This window comes from Vibrio navarrensis, from assembly GCF_015767675.1.
Taxonomy (GTDB): Bacteria; Pseudomonadota; Gammaproteobacteria; order Enterobacterales; family Vibrionaceae; genus Vibrio.
Genome location: NZ_CP065218.1, coordinates 128,462 through 150,109 on the forward strand (window position 1 = coordinate 128,462; position 21,648 = coordinate 150,109).

Annotated in this window: 14 protein-coding genes and 2 pseudogenes; 7 read left to right on the forward strand and 9 right to left on the reverse strand. The window is 48.3% G+C overall.

Features of this window, described 5'->3' with window-relative positions; translation table 11 throughout:
- Positions 1–147: 147 nt before the first annotated feature.
- Both I3X05_RS17425 and I3X05_RS17430 read right to left on the reverse strand, forming a co-directional pair.
- Positions 148–834 carry an HAD-IA family hydrolase gene (locus I3X05_RS17425; RefSeq protein WP_045572215.1) on the reverse strand — a complete coding sequence of 229 codons (687 nt, stop codon included), beginning with the start codon at positions 832–834 and terminating at the stop codon, positions 148–150.
- A 305-nt stretch (positions 835–1,139) separates the two neighbouring features.
- Positions 1,140–1,643 carry a hypothetical protein gene (locus tag I3X05_RS17430; RefSeq protein WP_193187121.1) on the reverse strand — a complete coding sequence of 168 codons (504 nt, stop codon included), beginning with the start codon at positions 1,641–1,643 and terminating at the stop codon, positions 1,140–1,142.
- A gap of 309 nt (positions 1,644–1,952) precedes the next feature.
- Between I3X05_RS17430 and I3X05_RS17435 the strand changes: the two genes are divergently transcribed.
- The 3 genes from I3X05_RS17435 to I3X05_RS17445 all read left to right on the forward strand — a co-directional run bounded on the left by I3X05_RS17435 (position 1,953) and on the right by I3X05_RS17445 (position 5,782).
- Positions 1,953–2,435 (forward strand): CreA family protein, encoded by a 483-nt coding sequence (locus tag I3X05_RS17435; RefSeq protein ID WP_045572213.1) that lies wholly within the window; start codon positions 1,953–1,955, stop codon positions 2,433–2,435.
- A gap of 115 nt (positions 2,436–2,550) precedes the next feature.
- Positions 2,551–3,855 (forward strand): inosine/guanosine kinase, encoded by a 1,305-nt coding sequence (locus I3X05_RS17440; RefSeq protein ID WP_337971336.1) that lies wholly within the window; start codon positions 2,551–2,553, stop codon positions 3,853–3,855.
- Positions 3,856–4,033: 178 nt separating this feature from the next.
- Positions 4,034–5,782, forward strand: coding sequence for a formate--tetrahydrofolate ligase (locus tag I3X05_RS17445; protein WP_337971337.1), 1,749 nt, complete (start codon positions 4,034–4,036; stop codon positions 5,780–5,782).
- Between the two features lie 105 nt (positions 5,783–5,887).
- Here the strand turns inward: I3X05_RS17445 and I3X05_RS17450 are convergent, their stop codons facing one another.
- On the reverse strand, positions 5,888–6,295 hold the full coding sequence (locus I3X05_RS17450) for an ATP-binding cassette domain-containing protein (protein WP_045572210.1): 408 nt from the start codon (positions 6,293–6,295) through the stop codon (positions 5,888–5,890).
- A 100-nt stretch (positions 6,296–6,395) separates the two neighbouring features.
- Here I3X05_RS17450 and glgC point away from each other — a divergent pair, with 100 nt between their 5' ends.
- On the forward strand, positions 6,396–7,610 hold the full coding sequence (gene glgC / locus I3X05_RS17455; RefSeq protein ID WP_045572209.1) for a glucose-1-phosphate adenylyltransferase: 1,215 nt from the start codon (positions 6,396–6,398) through the stop codon (positions 7,608–7,610).
- Positions 7,611–7,687: 77 nt separating this feature from the next.
- Here glgC and I3X05_RS17460 read toward each other — a convergent pair whose 3' ends face one another.
- Both I3X05_RS17460 and I3X05_RS17465 read right to left on the reverse strand, forming a co-directional pair.
- A complete protein-coding gene (locus tag I3X05_RS17460) occupies positions 7,688–10,840 on the reverse strand; it encodes a chitinase C-terminal domain-containing protein (protein ID WP_337971338.1) in 3,153 nt (1,050 codons plus the stop codon).
- Positions 10,841–11,203: 363 nt separating this feature from the next.
- Positions 11,204–12,091 carry an AraC family transcriptional regulator gene (locus I3X05_RS17465; RefSeq protein ID WP_193157709.1) on the reverse strand — a complete coding sequence of 296 codons (888 nt, stop codon included), beginning with the start codon at positions 12,089–12,091 and terminating at the stop codon, positions 11,204–11,206.
- Positions 12,092–12,219: 128 nt separating this feature from the next.
- Between I3X05_RS17465 and I3X05_RS17470 the strand changes: the two genes are divergently transcribed.
- Positions 12,220–13,368: an iron-containing alcohol dehydrogenase gene (locus I3X05_RS17470; RefSeq protein ID WP_193157708.1), complete on the forward strand. Its 1,149-nt coding sequence runs from the start codon at positions 12,220–12,222 to the stop codon at positions 13,366–13,368.
- A 117-nt stretch (positions 13,369–13,485) separates the two neighbouring features.
- Here the strand turns inward: I3X05_RS17470 and I3X05_RS17475 are convergent.
- The 4 genes and pseudogenes from I3X05_RS17475 to I3X05_RS17485 all read right to left on the reverse strand — a co-directional run.
- Positions 13,486–14,334: pseudogene (locus I3X05_RS17475) on the reverse strand (sigma-54-dependent transcriptional regulator); the annotation flags it as partial.
- Positions 14,335–14,463: 129 nt separating this feature from the next.
- Positions 14,464–14,757, reverse strand: a pseudogene (locus tag I3X05_RS23835) (response regulator); the annotation flags it as partial.
- On the reverse strand, positions 14,747–17,098 hold the full coding sequence (locus I3X05_RS17480; protein WP_226978086.1) for an ATP-binding protein: 2,352 nt from the start codon (positions 17,096–17,098) through the stop codon (positions 14,747–14,749). The gene I3X05_RS17480 and the pseudogene I3X05_RS23835, both read right to left, overlap by 11 nt.
- Before the next feature lie 10 nt (positions 17,099–17,108).
- Positions 17,109–18,407: an ABC transporter substrate-binding protein gene (locus I3X05_RS17485; RefSeq protein WP_139046429.1), complete on the reverse strand. Its 1,299-nt coding sequence runs from the start codon at positions 18,405–18,407 to the stop codon at positions 17,109–17,111.
- Between the two features lie 279 nt (positions 18,408–18,686).
- On the opposite strand from I3X05_RS17485, the gene I3X05_RS17490 reads away from it, so the two are divergent.
- Together I3X05_RS17490 and pyk are read left to right on the forward strand one after the other, a co-directional pair.
- Positions 18,687–20,066, forward strand: a complete 1,380-nt coding sequence (locus I3X05_RS17490; protein ID WP_045572202.1) for an MFS transporter — start codon at positions 18,687–18,689, stop codon at positions 20,064–20,066.
- Positions 20,067–20,147: 81 nt separating this feature from the next.
- A complete protein-coding gene (gene pyk, locus I3X05_RS17495; protein WP_193157706.1) occupies positions 20,148–21,617 on the forward strand; it encodes a pyruvate kinase in 1,470 nt (489 codons plus the stop codon).
- Positions 21,618–21,648: the final 31 nt, after the last annotated feature.

The following is a 21,648-nucleotide window of genomic DNA, read 5'->3' on the forward strand; positions in this document are numbered from 1 at the left end:
TCTGCCAGAACGATGAATACATGCTGTCATCGGACGGAGAGAAATTTACCTGTGCCGCCTGCGGGTTTCACACTAAAAACTTCAGCGCCGTTCAATCGGCACAAGGAATACCTGCTTATCATCGTAAACCCGTGCACATACACAACATCAGTACTGCTTGTCACTGATCTTGTTCGTATCTGCGACTAACGCTATCAACTCCTCCAGATGCTCAATTTTCGTTACCCGAGCATCTTGGATTTGATTTGGTTGAAAACCATTGGCCAAATAATATGTCCGAATCCCCGCACTTAAACCGGCTTTCACTCCTTTCGCCGTATCATCAACATAAATACATTCTTCGGGTAAAAAGCCCATATTGAAAGCGCTGTACATCACCAGATCCGGATCTGGCTTCCAGCTATTGGCATCAAATGCCGAGAAAATGCGCCCATGAAAACGTTCTAGTAAGCCTGTGAGCTGCAAAGAATACTCAATCTTGTCTTTAGGGCCATTCGAGATCACGCAGTACTCAATCCCCATTCCCGTAAGAAAATCAAGCAGCGCAACCGCCCCCGACATGGCCTTTAGATGGCGATAAAACAATTTATTGACTTCACTACGATAGAGCGGTTCTAGGACATCTAACGACACATTTAAGCCAAACAAGGATCTGGCGTCGTCGAGAATGTCCGCCAGTTTGCCCCCTTTAAATTGTGCGATCACTTTCTCAAGCGGTACATCAACATTAAAACGAGCAAAGACACGTACGAGCGCCTGGCAACAGAGTGTTTCACTGTCAACCAAGGTGCCATCACAATCAAAAATTACGCACCGAATTGGACTCATCGCCATCGTGCCCTCTCTTATCCCAGCCAAATTTGAATATTTTTGTCGCCATGATGGCAACTTAGGTATTCACTATAAGACGCGGTAATGAAGAGAAAAGGACACGCTCAGCAAAAGACGACAATGACTCGATTTAATTTGCCAATATTTAGGAGAGATCACCTATTTATTGGCACAAGCCAAGAATTTGCATGCTCTGCTTCCTGATGCAGATAGCGAGTTGTTGTTAAGAAAAGAGATCGAAAACTATTTGTTAATCAGTCACAAAGTTCACATTACCCCTTACTGATCGCTAGGAGCCAGAAACGCGATCAAACCTCGAGCAAAATTGGCGTTGGAACAGGGCTTTCCTTCTGCACGGTCGCGATAAGATCTGCGACATATTTTTCTATCTCTTCCAACCTTGTTTTGTCTCGATAAATGACATCAGAGACCAGAAGCTGGTCGTCGCCATATGTCAACATGGCCGCCCCTACTGGCTCGCCAGCTGAAAAACTGACATAAAGCGCATGCTCTGGAGCAAGAATAATCTGGGTGAGAAACTCCACAATCAATGCTTGTTCCGCTTCACTTGTCCAACGCTTTGATTGCATTATGGAAAACAGAATGGTTAAACGGTGGAAATCGACCAGAAAATGTTCCAGTTCGTCACTGCTTCTGCCTGCTGAGCAGCTTAGCGGTAACAAAGTGCGCTCACTTAATGAGCGCTGATAAAGCGCCAGCCCTTCCAGGCTTTCTTTGGTTGGAAATTCACAGTCCACCTGGTTGTGGAGCCATTGATTCTTTATCTCAACCAGCGGCGATTCAATATGCATTAATTAATCCCAAATATCGCAAATTTTCGGAGTACAGATAGTAGACTTCGGCGAAGCAGTACAGCCAGCCAGCAACCCCAGCGTGATCACAACGACAATTAGTTTAGCTTTCATAACTGGTTCCCTTGGTGTTTTATGTTTCCCAGCAAGCTTTATACCATACCACGCACTATAGCCGCTGTTCTAACAAAAAATGGTCACTCCACAGCGTGAAAGACACCGCTGCACTTTTGCTGGCAACTTGGGAATAAACGCAAAAGCTGCTAAGGTAGCTAGGTTTACATTGGCTCGGTCAATAGGAAAAAGTATATGAAAACAAAGATGTTAGCCCTGCTGCTTTGTGCAACGCCACTGCTTTACGGTTGCGGTAGCGACGAAGTCGGTGATGTCTCTTTAGGCTTGTTTACCATGAAAGACATCAAACTTAATACGCTGGTGGATCCTTTGGTTCCCGGCGTAACCTGCCATATTGCGAGTATTGAGGCGGATTTTAGCTTGGCTGATCCCAGTGATAGCTCGATCGCATGCCGCCAAACTGGGGAAATCACCCCTGAGATGATCGCCGCCATCGACATATCCGATTCGGGCGAGGTGGTGTTTAAGAAATCAAAAAGTGTCTTTTTTAAGTCGATGAAGATTCGCCGCATCTTTGATGCAAAAAATCAGACATTAATGTACGTCTCCTATTCCACCAAAGAGACTTCCGGCAGCTTCAAGCACAGCTTATCAACGGTCCCACTTTGGGGAACAAAAGCTTATCAAGAGCCTGCAACTTCGACAAACAACCAATAACCCGAACTTCTGCTGTTCATTTCTTCATCGGCTAGGGTGAGTTGTAACAAAAAGGCGCTTGATTACAAAAAAATGTGATATCATGCGCCTCCTTTTTTCTCAGTCATTAACTAGCATGAAGTTTCCTGGTCAGCGTAAATCTAAACATTACTTCCCCACGAACGATCGAGATCCTCTGGTCAACGAACTAAAGACCGCACCCAAAATGTTTCGCCCAACTGTGGTTGGCGTTGAACAAACTATCGTCGATATCGAAGCGCGTGTGGACGACGATTTCTTAGCCAAATACGAACTGAGCAAAGGACACTCGCTGGTTCTTGAAGAGAGCAAAGCGGATGCGCTGTACGATGAGTTGGTTGAATGCGGTTTAATCACCCATCAGTACCCGGGCGACACCATTGGTAACACGCTGCACAATTACTCTGTGCTGGCCGACAGCAAATCGGTGCTGTTGGGCGTGATGTCCAAGAACATTCAAGTGGGTTCTTACGCCTATCGCTATTTGTGCCGTACGTCGTCACGAATGAACCTCAATCATCTACAAACCGTCGATGGGCCAATTGGCCGCTGCTATACCCTTATTTCTCAAGATGGCGAACGCACTTTTGCTATCAACGAAGGCCACATGAACCAGTTGGCGCCAGAGAGCATTCCTGAAGAAGTATTTGAAAAAGCGTCAGCACTGGTCGTCTCCTCTTATTTGATGCGCGGCAAGCCCGAAGATCCGATGCCACAAGCGGTACAAAGAGCAATCGAATATGCGAAAAAGCACCAAGTGCCCGTGGTATTAACACTCGGTACCAAATACGTGATTGAAGGCAATCCACAGTGGTGGCAAGAGTACCTACGTGACAACATTACTGTCGTGGCAATGAATGAGGAAGAAGGCTTTGCGCTGACGGGGGAACGTGACCCGCTACAAGCGGCGGATAAAGCACTGCAGTGGGTCGACTTGGTTCTTTGTACTGCCGGCCCCGATGGTCTCTACATGGCGGGTTACACCGATGAAGATGCCAAACGCGAAACCACGCATGATATTTACCCTGGTAGCATTGAAGGCTTTAATCAATTCGAGTTTAGCCGTGCGATGCGACGCAGTGATTGTAAAGCGCCAATACGTGTTTACTCGCACATTGGTCCTTACCTCGGCGGGCCAGCGGAGATCAAAAATACCAATGGTGCTGGAGATGGCGCGCTCTCTGCTTTACTGCATGATATGGCAGCCAACGCCTTTCACCAAAGAAACGTGCCAAACTCGGTGAAACATCAGCATATTTGCCTGACGTATTCTTCCTTGTCACAAATTTGTAAATACGCCAATCGCGTGAGCTATGAAGTGCTTACCCAGCACTCTCCTCGCCTCTCACGTGCCCTTCCTGAGCGGGAAGACAGCTTGGAAGAAGCCTACTGGGATCGCTAGTAGGGACATTGAGCTAGATGGCTGCCAACGGGCAGCCTTTTATTTTTGATCTCAACCAATATTTACCGAAATAATCTAGTTTGCTCCCAATCAGGTTAGATATACTGCTTTACTACCATATTTAGATCCGTATTATTCGAACGCAAACGTTTGCTTTGGCGAAATCAAAAGGTTCAGCATGCTTTCAGATATCGATATTTGTCGCTCCACACCACTCCTTTCCATTGACAAGATTGCTCAGCAGGCCGGTCTGCTGCCAGATGAATTTGAGACTCACGGTAAATACAAAGCGAAAGTATCTGCAAAGTGTGTCTCTCGCTTAGCGGACAAACCCGACGGCAAGCTGATTTTAGTCACGGCTATCACACCAACACCTCTAGGCGAAGGGAAAACGGTCACGACCATTGGTCTTGCGCAGGGTTTACGCGCACTTGAACAGTCTGTCATGGCGTGTATTCGCCAACCTTCCATGGGGCCAGTCTTTGGTGTTAAGGGCGGCGCTGCTGGCGGCGGTTATTCGCAAGTCGCACCGATGGACGAACTCAACTTGCATCTGACCGGGGATATTCATGCGGTCACTGCAGCGCACAATTTAGCCGCCGCCGCCATCGATGCCCGAATCTATCATGAACAACGCGAAGGCTATGCGGCGTTTGAAGCTCGTACGGGCTTAACGGCACTGCGCATTGACCCGCATCGGGTGGTGTGGAAGCGCGTGATGGATCACAACGATCGTGCGCTGCGCAAAGTTCTTGTCGGTTTGAATGACCAGGGCAAAATCATTAATGGGTTTGAACGAGAAGAAGGCTTTGATATTTCTGCGGCGTCAGAGTTGATGGCCATCCTCGCTTTATCCAAGAATTTGCAAGATATGCGTACGCGGATCGGCAAAGTGGTTTTGGCGTACGATCTCGATGGCGCACCAGTGAGTGCCGAGCAGCTGCAAGTGGCCGGAGCGATGACGGTCACCTTAAAAGAGGCGATCAAGCCAACGTTAATGCAGACTCTTGAGGGAGTGCCTACACTGATCCATTCAGGCCCGTTTGCTAATATCGCACATGGTAACTCCTCGATAATTGCTGATGAGATCGCGTTAAAACTCTCCAGTTACGTTGTCACCGAGGCAGGATTCGGTTCTGACATGGGGCTTGAGAAAGCGTGCAATATCAAGTCGTCCACTTCTCACAAAGCGTCAGACTGTGTGGTGATTGTCGCCACGTTAAGAGGTTTGAAAGCCAACTCAGGATTATACGATTTGCGGCCGGGCATGCCTTTACCAGATTCCCTCTTTTCCTGTGACGCCAAAGCGCTCGAATCCGGTTTCAGCAACCTTAAATGGCACATAGACAATGTGCAAAAATATGGCTTACCTGTGGTGGTCGCGATTAACCGCTTTCCACAAGACAGTGACGAAGAGCTTTCACAGCTTGTCGAATGGGTACAGAAATTATCTCTGAATTTACGAGTAGCGGTGAGTGATGGTTTTGCCAACGGTGGCAAAGGAATGGAAGCCGTCGCACGTGAAGTCATTGAAGCGTGTGCAGAACAGGCTGATTTTCGCTCGCTTTATCAGCCTCAGCAAAGTTTGCAAGAGAAAATCACGACCGTATGTCGCAAAGGGTATGGCTGCGGCGAGGTGGAGTTCACTCCCTTGGCGCAGCAGCAACTGTCTCTGTACCAAGAACTTGGCTTTGGCGAGCTCGCGGTTTGTATGGCGAAGACGCCGCTCTCCATATCTTCCGACTCATCATTGAAAGGCGCACCCAGTGGCTTTCCCATCACCATCCGTGAAGTGAAGCTCTGCGCTGGTGCGGGTTTCGTCTATGCGCTGACTGGCAATGTAATGACCATGCCAGGGTTGCCAGACAAACCTGCGTTTATGCAGTTGGATATCAATGAGAATGGGGAGATTGTCGGCTTAAGTTAAGCTCACCGGACAAATACCTAAACTAACGCATTTACAGTGTAAATAGGCACCAAGTTGGCTTGGCGCCTATTTAACATTTGCCAGTTTAATTTAAATATCAGTAAGTTACTCGGCGTTTGTATTAGTTTGAAACGCTTGAACATCCACGTTTCTATCTGGCCAATCATCAACAAACTCGCGCTCGTGAGAAACCACAATCACCGCTCCTGAGTATTCGATCAACGCCTGCTTTAGTGCCGATTTAACATTGATATCCAAATGAGTGGTGGGTTCATCCAACACCAATAAATGCGTCGGTTGTAGTGCGAGGCAACACAGTTTCACTTGGGTTTGCTCGCCGCCACTTAGCGACTGCACCGCTTGTAATGCTAATTTACCGCTAAGGCCAAATCGAATCGATACGTCAATCAAACCGGCTATTTTATTGCCTTTCCACTGGTCAACAAAAACGACCCGATGCCCATTTATCGTGCAAAAACACTCAATGAATGCATGTTTTTTGTGCAGAATCATAGATTATCTAACAAAAAAATGAGCTTTTTAGGGCGATTAAATTGTGGCGTAATTCTTGTACTAATCTGATTAGGGATGCACTAATTCAGGGAGAAAATATATGCAAGATATCCTCGCTGTGATACTTGCCGGCGGTGTGGGATCGCGTTTGAGTCCGTTAACCGACAACCGAGCCAAACCAGCCGTACCATTTGGTGGAAAATATCGCATCATTGATTTTACGTTGACCAACTGCCTTCATTCCGGTCTGCGTAAGATTCTGGTGCTGACGCAGTACAAGTCTCACTCGTTACATAAACATTTGCGCGACGGCTGGTCGATTTTTAATCCCGAACTCGGGGAATACATCACGGCCGTACCACCACAAATGCGCAAAGGCGGCAAATGGTATGAAGGCACTGCCGATGCGATTTATCACAACCTTTGGTTGCTAAACCGTAATGACGCAAAGCATGTTGTTGTGCTTTCAGGCGATCACATCTACCGAATGGACTATGCCGCGATGGTTGAAGAACATTTGGCCAATCAAGCCAAGTTAACCGTTGCCTGTATGGATGTTGCCTGTAACGAAGCGTCCGCGTTTGGTGTTATGGGGGTTGATGATCAAAACCGTGTTCACTCATTTATTGAAAAGCCAGAAAATCCACCACATATACCGGGCAATGAAAGTCGCAGCCTAGTGTCAATGGGCATCTACGTATTTGAAATGGAAACGCTAAAAAGTGTTCTGTTGCAGGATGCTGAGAATGAACAATCCTCGCATGACTTTGGTAAGGACATCATTCCTAAACTGATTGAAACCGAAGGGGTTTATGCGTATCAGTTTTGCGGAGCAAAAGGACGTGTGGATCGTGACTGCTACTGGCGAGATGTCGGGACCATTGACTCTTTCTATCAAGCGAATATGGACTTGTTAGAGCCTATCCCGCCAATGAATCTTTATCAGAAAAACTGGGCGATAAGAACCTACGAACCGCAGTTCCCCCCTGCACGTACGGTCTCTTCGGGCACAGGCAATGAAGGGATATTTATCAACTCGATCATTGCCAACGGCGTGATTAACTCAGGTGGCTCAGTTCAGCACTCGATAGTCTCTTCCAACGTGCGCATCAACGACGGTGCCACTGTGGTTGACAGCATTATTTTTGATGCGGTCGAAGTTGGCGAAGGATGCCAACTGGTCAACTGCATTATCGACAAACATGTGAAAATTCCCCCCTACACTCAGATAGGTATCAACCGCTTCGAAGACGCCAAACGATTTAAAATTTCAGAAAGTGGTGTCGTCGTGGTTCCAGAGAGCTATCAATTTTAACCTCCCTCCTACTGGTATTAAAAACCCCCGTCTGACATTCAGACGGGGGTTTGCCTTTTGGGGCTATTGATAACTGGTTATGGACACGTTACTTCATCCCAGAACCAGTTCGATTGTGTTGGTGACTCCCACACGCCCGGGTTGTTTTTCGCCACGAAGCACTTCCCGTTATAGATGACGGTATCGCCGCTTTTCGCTTGCGTTACCCCCGGTTGCCATTGAATGACCTCACCCGATCCTGTGTTTCCAACAGTATCGCCGCCCGTGTCACCGCCTGTGTTGCCACTGCTAAGATCCGCGACAGGTAAATCTGGCTGCTCAAATTTGAACGCGTAGTCGACACCGTTGATGCTCACACTGTAATTCGCCGGTCCAGAAATCGGCAGATAGTAGACCATGTCCAGTTCATAGGTTCCGCCCGCTGGCAACTCTTTCCAAGCCGGAAGAGAGAACGCCACACGGTGCATCACACCATCCAGACCGCCGATATTGTTTGCGCGAGTATGACCAGAGGCAATCACTTTCAAACCGCCACCAGACTGATCTTTTGCGTTATCCGGCGCGGAAACAGGAATGTCAAATTGGAACTCCGTTCCACCGGGTATCGCGGTGCCAGTGTTGTTGGTAAAGGTCACTTTCGGGTTAATTGGGTAGTTTTGATCGCCGACTTTAAAGCCACCCACAGAAACCGCGATATCCACTGTTTGCGCGGGAACTGCACTGGTTGCGACCGCATTGCCGTAAAGCGTTGCTGACTTAAACTTATCGTAAATCGCTTTGGTCATGGTATTACCCATGTGGTATTCACCGTTGCCTGAGGCACAAGCTTGTTCCGTCTCGTCGATCGTGGTGCGCTTACCGTTTTCATCAAGCACATAACAGCTGTAGTCGCCCGCCAGTTCCCAGAACATAATGCCGCCAATCTCTTTGTCGATCACGTAATCCGCTTTGACATTAATCGAGGCTTTATCTTCCGTAGAGAGGAAGACCGATTTTTCCGCGTTCCACAACCATGGCGCGACTGCGACACTGTCATAGTGGCGGACATAGTTGCCGATCAGCTTGTCTTGTGGATCAGTGATAGGGTCAAGCTGATAGGCAGACGCGTACGAGCCGAAAATGCCATTCTCTAGGTTTTTCGCGTGCCACATTGGGTTGGAACCTGCCCCCATCTCATCACCAGCGGCGTTGACATCATGCCACATGTTATCGATACCGGTTGCACCATAGCCACAGTTGTTCTTCTCACCTTCGCCTGTTCCCGGCGCACATTCAGACTGATTTGGCAACGCTGCACGCCCCCACAGACCGTTGGTTCCGCCCTTCACACCTTGCCAGCCGCGCGTGTAGTACGGCACACCAATGTTAATGCGTCCTGCTGGCATGGAGCCGCGGAAGTAGTGGTAAGCCCAGTCAGTGTTGAGGTACCCAATACCGCCGTACTGCGCCGTGCCATACACATTCCACTGCGCCAACTCAGAGTCTTCGCCTGTGTCGAACAGCGCCGCGTTGTGACCAACGTGATCGTTCCACGCACCATGCAAGTCGTAAGACATGATGTTGACGTAATCGAGATACTTGGTGACATCGAACGTTTCCATACCGCGCAGCAGATAACCCGATGAAGGTGCCGCGATGGTCAACATGTAGTGGTGACCATCTTGCGCCGAGGCTTGATCGAGTTTTTCACGTAGAACACGCATCAACTCTTGGTAAGAGGCCCAGAGATACTTACGACGGGGTTCCATAAAGGCTTTATCGTCTGGGTTCCCCGCGCCAGCCATAGAGGTTGGGTATTCGTAATCGATGTCCACACCATCAAATTTGTACTTGCGGATCATGTCGACGGCGGACGCAGCGAATTTCTCGATGCCTGCGTGGTTAATCGAACCATCCGCATTCGTCGTCATGCTGTAGAAACCGCCATCGGCCACACGGCTGCCATCTTCAGCAAAGTGACCGCCTGTCTCGGCCCAACCACCAATCGAAATCAGCGTCTTAACACCATATTTCTGTTTGTAGGTAGCCAACGCACCAAAATGGCCTTTAAAGCCCAAGGTTGGATCAATTTCGACGCCCGGCCACTCTTTGCCCACCGCCGCATTATTGGGATCATTGACGTTACCAACATTGACTTTGCCATCAGAGCCAATGCTGACAAACGCATAGTTGATGTGTGTCAGTTGTTCCCACGGAATGTCTTTGACCAGATAAGCGGCTTGCGGATCGTCGCCACTACGCCAACTGGTGAAGTAGCCAATCACACGGCGAGGATGATCAGCGCCCATTTTTTCGCGGCCTTCCTCGTCATACACAGTACAGTAAGGCACGTTAACGCCCTCGGTCTGGTACAAACCATCCGGACGACAAGATGCCACGGTCGCCGCACCGTTTACTTTGAGCGTTTGCGCCGCAGAGTCAGTCGTTGCGCCAAGATTATCGGTCGCACGAGCGAACACAGACAGGGATCCCGTTTGAGTGGTGGTGTAGTCGAGAGAATAAGGAGTGGTCGCCGCCGTACCGACCAGTACACCGCCAACAAAAAAGTCAACTTTCTCAACCGTACCATCGCTGTCTGCGGCATTTGACGTTAAGGTCACCACAGCACCTTGCTCAACTGTCGTTGCAGACAGAGCCAGATCGACCGTTGGCGCATTGTTGCCCGGTTGCGTCGATTCGACCGTCAACGTGACTTTACTTGGCTGGCTAGCGGCGCCTTTATCATCATAAGCGACTGAGCTGAACGTGTGCACGCCAGCTGTCGCCGTCCAGGTTGCAGAGAAAGGCGCAGAGCTGTCTTGACCAACAACCACTCCGTCGACCAAAAACGCCACTTTTGCCACCAAGCCATCTTGGTCTGCTGCGTTGGCTGACAGTACAACCACATCCCCCTCTTTCACCACATCACTAGAGAGTGGTGAGGTCAATGAGGTCGTTGGAGCTTGATTTACGGGATCCACCGGGCCACCATCACACGCGCCCAGCGCTTTCCACTGCGCCCAGTCCCCTGAAAATTCGACAGGGTTATTATTTTGTGTCCAGTAGCGGGCCTGGTAAGCTTGCCCTTGATGCTGTACTTTATCGCCTCCGGTATAAACCGTTGCAGAGTTCCATTCTTGCAATGGCGAGCAGTCAATGGCGGCGTAACTGTTGAAGGCCATCAAACATGACGCCGTGAGGGTACTGAGTGTAAAGACACTCTTGGCGGCTTTTCCATTCTTTAAGCGCATACTTGCTTTTCCTTAAGTGATTGTTTCAACGTGAATCTGTCAGCGAATTTTCGTTTCGGCGACTTATGTTTCATCGTGAAATAACTTAAGTACAAGATGGAATTTTCACACCTACCAATTGCGATATTTATAAATTCACTCGCAAGAAAGCAGTGCAAACGTGCAACGGGATCGATCTTATTTTGCACCGACAACTAATTTCTGATTAATTTCGCATACTTAAATAATCTGGAAAAATCGTTCCAAAAACGCGCTTTTGAGTATATCTCTCTGTGATAAAGCTCATTGCTAAAAGATTATTGCGCAATCTGTTTTATAATCGCTGTACATCAGATAAAACGTGGTCATAGGGATGACATATTTCTATGCAGTTGCACTGCCACTCGGCGTTTCATTGAAGTGTCTTTTGTATTCGCGGCTAAATTGAGAAGTGCTGGTGTAGCCGACCATTCTCGCCGCATCGTTGACCCGACGCCCTTCAAGTTTGATCAGTTCACGCGCCTTATTGAGCCGCACCTTTTTGATGTACTGGATCGGCGACTCCAAAGTAACGGAGCGAAAGGCGTTATGGAAGGCAGAAACGCTCATGTTGGCTTCGGCCGCCAAACCTTGCACCGTCATCGCGTTGGGATAATCCTGATGTACTTTTTCCAGCACACGGGCAATTTTTGAGTAGAAGCCCTCTTTTTGAGCCAGTTCAAACAACACGTACCCTTCTTGGCTAAGCAATGCGCGGAACACGATTTCTTCGAGCAAAGATTCACCGAGCATTTCACTTTCAACATCATCACACAGTGCGCGCATCAAACGTTTGCAGGCATCAAGCATCAAGTCATCCATCTTAACTGACTTTAAACCGCAAGCTTCTTGATTCACAGGTACGCCAGTACGGTAGTTGAGGCTTTCCAATTTATGCACCATTTTTTGCAGCAAGGGCAAAGGAATATCGACCGATATGCCCAGCAGTGGTTGATGCTCGGAAGCAAACGCCTCACACTCCAAAGGCATCGGCACGCCCACCACTAGATAGTCATTCGGGCCGTAGCAAACTGGCGTATCACCAATGTGGATATTTTTACATCCCTGACCAAGCACTATGATTCCAGACTGATAAACAAATGGCTGGCGCGAATTTCCTCGGCTACTGCGATAAAACCACACGCCGGGGATTGGCGTCTGTGTGATCCCTTCCAAGGCGCTTAATCCACGGCAATCTACATAGCGCTGCATTATCTCTGCCAGAGTTTCCATTTATCCCCCACACAATTTTTGTAGTAATAGGCAAAATAATTCGAGTTTTAGGCCTGCAAACATCCAACATTCTGGACTATTATGCAACAACAAAAGCAAGACAAGTCAAACCAAGCAAGAGGTGAAGCATGAAGTTTTCTTACTCCAACCCAACTCAGATCTTTTTTGGTCAGGGGCAAATTAGCGCCATTACTCGCGCCTTGGATCCGCAAGCGAAAGTTCTGGTTATCTACGGTGGCGGTTCCATTAAGAAAAACGGCGTTTATGACCAAGTGGCCAGTGCTCTAGAAGGATTTGACTGGGTGGAATTCTCTGGTGTTGAGCCCAATCCGACCAAGGAAACCTTGGACAAAGCGGTCCACATCGTGAAACAGCAGCAGATCAACGTTATTCTGGCCGTGGGCGGTGGTTCGGTGATTGACGGTTCGAAATACGTGGCAGCGGCGGCGAAATACGATGGCGATGGCTGGGACATCTTGACGGGCAAGCACCATGTCACCAGTGCAACACCACTGGGCGCGGTACTGACGTTGCCTGCAACGGGCTCTGAGTCCAACTCCGGCGCGGTGATCACCAAAGCAGAAACACAAGACAAGCTGGCTTTCCTTAGCCCCTACGTGCAGCCTAAGTTTGCGGTAATGGACCCGGATGTGATGAAAACGCTGCCTGAAAAGCAGCTCCTGAACGGCATTGTCGATGCGTGGGTACACGTGTGTGAGCAGTACATCACTCGTCCAACCGGAGCAATGGTGCAAGACGCTTACGCTGAAGCGCTTCTCAAAACATTGAAAAAGCTTGGCGAGCGTTTTGCTGATCGCGACAGTGACGAATGGCGCGCCAACCTGATGTGGGCCGCCAACCAAGCTCTGAACGGTTTGATTGGCAGTGGTGTGCCACAGGATTGGGCAACGCACATGATTGGCCATGAACTAACAGCGCTGTGGCATGTTGACCACGCTCGTTCTCTGGCCATCGTTCAGCCTTCTCTGCTACGTAACCAGATCGAGTTCAAACGCGCGAAACTGGAACAGATGGGTCGTGAAGTGTTTGCCTTGCAAGGTAATGAACAGTTGGCAGAGCGTACCATCGATGCCATTGAAGCCTTCTACCACAGCATGGGCGTTGCCACTCAACTTACCGAACATGGCGACGACAAAGAAGCTGCGATTGATGCGGTGATCAGCCAACTGAACAACCACGGCATGGTGGCGTTAACTGAGAACCAATCAGTGACGCCAACCGAAGTAAAACAGATCCTATCGACGGCGATTGCTTAACATCTAGATAAGCAGGTTATTCGCGGGTTTAGTCGCCATTAAGACATCTAAGCGGTACCGATAAAGGTGCCGCTTTGCAGCGTAGTTTATTTGTGTAATGTGAAAGTGCAAAATCTTCTAGCGAGACTTGTAGTTCTCTTTATCGATGTCGTGTTTTTTCATCCGCAGATAGAGTTTCTTACGCGGGATCTGCAAATAGCTAGCCGCATCGGCCACTTTTCCGGCATGCAGAAAAAGTGCATCTTCGATAATCTGCTTTTCAAAATCATCCACCAGTGTATCAAGTGGTGATTGCAGCTCATTTTGACTAACCAACCGTTCCTTTCCTGTCAGTTTAACAATACCAATCGCGTATAATTCCGCGACATTGCGCAGCTCACGCACATTGCCCGGCCACAGATGTGAACGGAGTAAAGCGAGATAACTGGAATCCACTGCAGGCAATGCTTTGCCTAGTTTCTGGCAACTCTGTTTAAGGAAATGGTGAAACAGTGCCGCAATATCGTCCGGTCGTTGCCTTAAACTGGGTAGCTGAATCATGCCTTGATTAAGCACATAGTAGAGCTCTGGCAACAGTTGGCCCGAGGACATTAAAAGGTCTGGGCTTTCGTCAAACACGCTGATCACCCGGACCTTCTTCCCCTGGTTTCGCTCCTGCTCTAACAATAATTGCACCCATTCGCGTTGGGTGGATTCGCTGAGCGCCGATACGTTTTCGACAACCAAAGTCCTGAGCATCGTACTTTTTAGATGCTCCACAAGGCTATCACCGCTTGTTTGCTGAGTGACATACCACGCTTCAATTGATGCTCTATCATCGCTTTTTCCGCCCATTTCATGCACTAGATGGGCGATATTATGCCGACCTGATCCCGATTCTCCACAAATCACCAAATTGATATTAAGCAGAGCAAAACGCGCAACATACTGACGAATTTGCTCTATCTGTGCTGATTTTCCAATGAGTGCTTTGCCTATCGATTGCTTCACTCGCTTGTTTTGTTCACAATAAACGTGACGCTGCTGCACATACTCTCGGACTTTGGCCAACAGTTGCGGTGGCGAAATGGGTTTTTCAAAAAACTCACAGGCACCTTTTTTCAATGCATCAACCGCTAAAGGAATGTCCCCATGTCCGGTGATGACGATAACTGGGATTTGTTCGTCAAAGCTTTTGATTTTACTAAGTAACTCCATACCATGCATTTGTGGCATGTACATATCAAGCAAAACAACTCCCGGCCAGTCTAATTGCAATAACTCACACACCCGTGTTGGATCGCTTACCAACTTAGCGGTGAGTCCAGAAATCGACATGAGATGGGCGTAAGACTCAAGAACGTCTTGATCATCATCCACCAGCAGTACATCACAATGATTAATGCTCATAGGGCAGCTCCAATACCACCATTGCACCGCCACTCAGCGCTGACGCTAAGTAAATGTCACCTTTATGTTTTTTTACAATCGATTGGCAGATATTCATCCCTAACCCCAAACCTATCTCTTTCGTGGTAGTAAATGGTGTAAATAGTTTGTCAACAATACCGATGTCAAATCCCGCCCCATTATCGGCCACGGCAATCATGTGTCTTGTCCGCGTAGTATGCAAATGCAACAAAGTCACGCAGCGTTGTCTTTGTTGCTCACTCAATGCATCGCAGCTATTGACGAGTAAATTGATAAACACTTGTTCAAGTTCAACGCTGTTTCCCCACACGCACAACTCATTGGGGATGCCATTCGAAATTGAAACCTGTTGCCGTTTCGCTTTCGAGCTAATCAAAAGAATCGCATGTTCAATCACATCGTGCAGATTATTCAATGTCTCAGGCTGTGCAGTGTCCGTTTTGCGGGCAAAATGACGTAAACCATTGATTATTTTGCTCATTCTTTCTTTTAAACTCTCAATATAATGGAGAGAATCCGCGACCTGCTGTGGCTGCGACTGCTGATTGAACATCGAAGCACTGTAGAGATAGGTAGACATCGCATTCAATGGCTGATTTAACTCGTGGGCTAAACTGGTCATCGCCTGCCCGACTACGGCCATTTTGGCCGCTTGAATTAACTCCGATTGTGTTTTTTGCAAATGCCGCTCTGCCCGTTGCCGCTCCTCAACTTGCAGTTTTAGTTCCGCATTTCGCTCGATCAGATCGCGTGTTTTCTCGGCAACTCTTTGCTCTAATGTGCGGTTAGCAAGCATCTGTTCAGTCACATCGTTAATGGTGACGATCACTTTTTCACTATGCCCATGGGTGAAAAGGCTGAACTCACAATGTAGATACTGAGTTTGGTGGTTGAGGTCAAACAGTACCGTCAGTTCAATGTGGCAATGGCTCATTAACTCCGATTCCCGGAAAAAAAGCGCTTGCAGCGCCTCCGTACAGCCGCTTGGAAACACCGCCCAAAGGGGTTGCGCCGTAATGGTATCATCTAGTTGCAACAGACGACGTGCGCTGACATTCGCCGACTCCACTGCGCCATAGAGATCGGTGGTGATCAAACTGGCGCTGGTGTTATTGATTAAGCTGAGTGCGTTGGTACGCTGCATCTCTTTCACCTTGTCACCATATTCGATCAGCTTAGCACTCAGGCGGCCGATTTCATCCCTTCCATCCACCACAATCGGATGGTGCAAATCGTCATTGATAATAGCATCGATACTGCTGCTTAAACTCAGCAATCGCACCACAATCCGTCGATGAATAAAATAATATGCAAGCAAAAGACTAGTCAGGATCGAGATAGTGAAACAGGCAATCAACACCTGATTACCGTATTTCACTACTTTAGTGGTTTCTGATTTGACCGTATGAAAAGCCGCATCCGCCTCCGCGACCATCGCACCGATCTGCTTGTGAATATCCGCAATCACTTGCTCTATCTCTCTCTGCTGCTCCGTAATTTGGCCGTTTAACGCCACATTATCTAGTAGCTGTAAATGAAGTGACCCTCGATGCTGTAAAAGTGTGTTGAGTTCATTGAGAAGTTGCTGAAATGCAATAGAAGAAGACCAATCCAGAAGCGGTTGACTGATCTGAAACAGCTCTTCGCTGCGATATTGGATCACCTTCATTCCATTATTTACATGACCAAGTTGAGACGCACCAGTCACATCCAGCACTAAGTCATAAACGTTCGTTTCAAGGTCCATCACTTGCTGAATGCTATTGAGTTGAGTTAGGAGATCTCGTACTTGCTCTTGTTTTGTATTGCGCGAGATCTGCCAGTCTACTTCTTGGCGTAGTGGCATTAATTCCGTGCGAATATCTATGTGAATCCAGTCGAGCTGTTCTTGCAATAAGTCAATTTGCCTTTGCGAGTCAATGCGTAATGAGATCAAAGCAGCATATTTTTGTGTCGCTGCCGTTAGCTGCTGGTAAGAGTCTTCCAAGCGATCCAATTGCGTATTTTGAAGCGGTTGTTGTGTTTGTAACTGGCCTACAATGCTTTGTGTTTGCGCCAGTTGTGATATCAACGCCTGAAGCTGGTTGTCTAAATCGACCTTGCTGTTCACGCGACGAATCTGTTCAATTCGCCGCCGAGCTTCACTGCTACGGCTCTCTAACAGGTAGCTGGCGTTGTAACGCGGAACATTCTCATGCAAAAGGCGGCTAACCCTAGAGTCGAGCCCACTCCAAGTTGTCCAAGCGATCAGGCAGACTACGGTCAATAAAAGCGTGCTGCTAGCAAATGCCATGACGAGTTTGATGCCAATGGTGTTCATTTTGCGCAACTTATTTCGACCCTTCGCGTTTCAGTACTTTTAGCTGCTCATCAGCTTCTGCTAATTTCTGTGCCAAGCGACGGCTCGCCTCATGGCTAAACTCGGCCAAAAAAGCCTGTACATGCGCATCACCTTCTTCATTGCGCTGAGTTTCCTCTCGCAGTTTTCGGCTGATGTCCAACACTTCCGATTCCGCAATACCAATGTCAAACGCCTTGATACGAATCACCTCAATTCTATCCAACATATCGGCATGGCCAGCAAAACGCTGTTGAAGCTGAATAATGCTCAACCACGTATCTTTTAATTGCGGCAAGCGTTTCGTAATGGCGAGATCAAACAACTTATTGGTGAGTGTTTCGCGAAGCACCACTTGATCAACCCTCAAATGCGGCAACTGACCATCACTAAGCGATGTGTCGTGCAAGGAGAACTTGGCAAAACTGTTTTGCCCAAGAGTTTGCTGCATCTTGTCCGACAGCAGCATCGTCATGAATTCGTTGACCAATGGATCGTCTTGGGGCCTTTGTAGCTTAGCGATATAAGTAGGCATCAGGGTAAAATCCGCTTCGTAACTGAACCCCACATGTTCGAACTTTCTCTGCGTGAGCAAGGCATAACTGTCAATGGTTGGTCCAATGCCAAACTGCCCTTTCGCAATGTAATCACTAACACCGAAACTTCGCGAGGAAATAGTGGCAAGATTAGCACCAATGTTGAGTAAAATTCGCCAACCCTCCTGCCAACCGTATCGACTGAGAATACTTTCCACCATCATCTGCGTGGTTCCGGATCGACTCGGGCTGCTCATAGTCAGATGGCCGAAATATTGAGGTTGCACAAGATCAGTAAACGCCTTAGGTACCTGTAAATGGTGGGTTTGCAGATAATCTCGGTTCCAAATCAGCCCTGCGCCAGAGTAGCCGATAGTCATGACTCGCGCCTGTGGGGATAACACATAAGGCTCGAACCAATTCGGCAGTTTTTCCTGATATAGCACTGGCGCTAAACGCTGACTTTGCAATAAATGTTGCATCAAAAAAGGTGAAGAGCTGAGCACTAGATCGATATCTTTCATATGGCTTTTATTTAGCAGTTGAATACTCGATTGGCTCCTGCGGTGGATGAAACGCACAACGGCTTCTGGGTGCAACAATGCAAACTCTTCTGTAAGCGCTGTCAGCGGCTCTTTGGAAAAGGTGGTTAAAACGACAATTTCCTTGTCTGCCGCCAGCCCTGAGACAGAAAGCAGACAAGCCCCCACGATCCCCATTAACGAAAGTCCTCGTTTTATCCTGTTATCCATCATCCGCTATATCCCCAAATTTTGTGCGCTCACTCATAACTCTGAACATCGATGAAAAAAGACATTTTTCATCGTGAGTCAGAAGTGACGCACTTTGACTTACTGATATTAATTTTATCAGCAAATATTGACTCGACGTTATCTAGAAAAGCCCTATTTTGACTCACTAAAGAAAACAATTTGAGTCACATTTGCCCCAAAATCCTCCTTTTGAGCCAAATATGCAAAACACTCATTCTGCTCTCGCCAACATATTTCTGTTGATCTACATGGAGAGCAAATATGCTTAATTTCTTTAAAACCCGCCCAGACCTACCTTTAATGGGTAGTTCAAAAGCGGAAATGTTAAAACGCTACAAAAGTTATCAGTGGCAAGTCTTTATTGGCCTGATTTTCGGTTACGCCATGTTCTACGTGGTACGTATGGCGCTCGGCGTAGTGAAAAAACCGATGCTGGATGCGGGTATCGTCACCCTCGAAGAACTCGGTATCATGGGTTCGGCATTCTTCTTTACTTACGCATTTGGTAAGTTCCTGAACGGCTTCCTGTCTGACTATGCCAACATTGGCCGCTTTATGTCGTTCTCACTGCTGCTGTCGGGTATCGCCTCTATCTTCATGGGGATGAACACCGTCGCTTTCTTTTTCGTTCTGCTATGGGGCTTGAACGGTTGGTTCCAGTCGGTCGGTTCTGCGCCATCTTGCGTATCTATCTACCAATGGTTCTCGCCAAAGCAACGTGGTAGCCGTTACTCAATCTGGGGTGGATCACGTAACATCGGTGAAGGTATCACTTGGATCCTAACCGCAAGCTTGGTGAGCTACTTCGGCTGGCGTGCAGGTTTCATCGGTGCGGGTATCGCAGGTATCGTGGCTTCTCTCATCATGTTTAAACTTTTGAAAGACCGTCCACAAACTTACGGTATGCCAGATCCAGGCACAGCGTTTGACGAAGGTACTGAAATCAAAAAATCGAACGACCCAAAAGAAACTCGTCGTGCGCAAATGTTCATCCTGAAGCAACCAGTTGTATGGTTAATCGCTCTAGCTTGTGCGGCGATGTACATCTCTCGCTACGCGATGTCTTCTTGGGCCGTCCTGTTCTTACAAGAACAAAAAGGCTACTCACTGATTGACGCCGGTTTTGCCATGTCCATGTATCCAACAGCGGGGCTGGCCGGTGCAATTCTGTCCGGTGTGCTCTCTGACAAAGTGTTCAAAGGTAACCGTAACATCCCTAACCTGCTGTACGGATTGACCAACATCGCTGGTATGTGTCTGATGTTCTTCGGCCCAGATAACCGTATCGTTGATGCGGTCGCACTGAGCATGATCGGCTTCTCAATCGGTGGTCTAGTGGTGTTCCTTGCAGGTCTTATCGCTTGTGACCTGATGCCGAAAAACGCAGTAGGTGCAGTTAAAGGTCTGATCGGTCTATGTTCTTACATCGCCGCTTCTGCTCAAGAACTGATCTCTGCATCACTCATCACAGTAACGGAAGTCGAAGGCGTAAAACATTACGACTTCGGTAACGCTCAGTACTTCTGGCTGGCAGCAGGTGTGGTTTCAGTACTGCTCGCACTGACCGTGTGGAATGCCAAGAAAGTCGTCGATATCGACGAAGCTGAAGGCAAGCCTCTGAAAACTCAAGAAGCCTCTTAATCTACGCCAAGCAGGAGCCTAGCTCCTGCTTACTTTCTCCTTTTTTATTTTCTTGTTGAGCGTCGTTATAGGAATTGCAATATGTGTAAAACCAAAATTGTGGCCACTTTAGGCCCTGCTAGCCAAACTCGTGAAACCCTGACTCAACTCATCCGAGCTGGCGTGAACGTGGTTCGCCTTAACTTTTCTCACGGCAGCGCTGAAGAACACATTGCTCGCGCCGAAATGGTGCGTGAAATCGCTCAAGAGCTGAATGTGAGCGTTGGTGTACTGGTTGACCTGCAAGGCCCTAAAATTCGTATCGCTTGCTTTGCAGAAGGCGCGATTCAACTCGCCGCAGGCGACACCTTTATTCTTGATGGCAATTTAGATCGTCAAGCCGGCACGCAAGAGCGCGTGGGTTTAGATTACCCAGAGCTGCTCGATGACCTGAAAGTGGGCAATATCCTGCTACTGGATGATGGTCGCATTCAACTGGAAGTGACAGCGGTCGATACGCAAACTCGCCTTGTTCACACCATCGCACTTAATAGCGGCAAGCTTTCCAACCGTAAAGGCATTAACTTGCTCGGTGGCGGCCTTTCGGCTCCTGCTCTGACGGAAAAAGACAAGCTCGATATCATTACCGCTGCGGAGCTGCAAGCCGACTTCCTAGCCGTGTCTTTCCCACGTAATGCCGAAGACATTGAATACGCACGCCAACTCGCCGTACAAGCAGGTTGTCATGCACACATTGTCGCGAAAGTTGAACGTGCCGAAGTGGTAGCCAGTGAAGAAGCGATGGATAGCGTGATCCGCGCGTCAGATGTAATCATGGTAGCTCGTGGTGACTTAGGGGTTGAGATTGGCGATGCTCGTTTGCCAAGCGTACAAAAGGCGTTGATCGCTCGTTCCAAACACTTAGGTAAACCTGTGATCACCGCGACACAAATGATGGAATCCATGATCGAAAACCCATTGCCAACACGTGCAGAAGTGTTAGACGTGGCGAATGCGGTGATTGATGGTACTGACGCGATCATGCTTTCTGCGGAATCGGCCGCGGGACGTTACCCCGTTGAAGCGGTGCAAGCCATGGTGCGCATCGCCCAAGGGGTTGAGCACGAAACTCACTGCGCGCAAAATTGTTGGGATGCGCTACAACATCTGTGCAGCGATGCGGGCAAAAGCTTTGCTCTGTCATCGATGATTTCAGCATCCAAAGTGAATAAAGATCTCGGTGTAGCGATTGTGACGGAGCAAGGTGAAACGCCGCTTTTGATGTCACGCTGTCAAAGCCAAGCCACCATTTGGGCGGTGTCTGACAAACTGGCACTATTGCGTAAGCTAGCAATTCTTCGTGGCGTGACCCCAGTTTATCTACCCACGCTAGACAAACGTGGCGATATTGCCCATCAACTTGTCAGCCAACTTGAGGCCGATGCAAAGCAAAGACATATCACATCCATCATGATGACCCAGCTAGAATCGGTTGAAGGTGTAGGTGATATAAACATTTGCCGCCTGATTACCCTAAAAGAACCATCCGTGGCCACTGCTGTTGCGGCATAACTTATTCCCTCCACCTGCTCCACAGGAATTT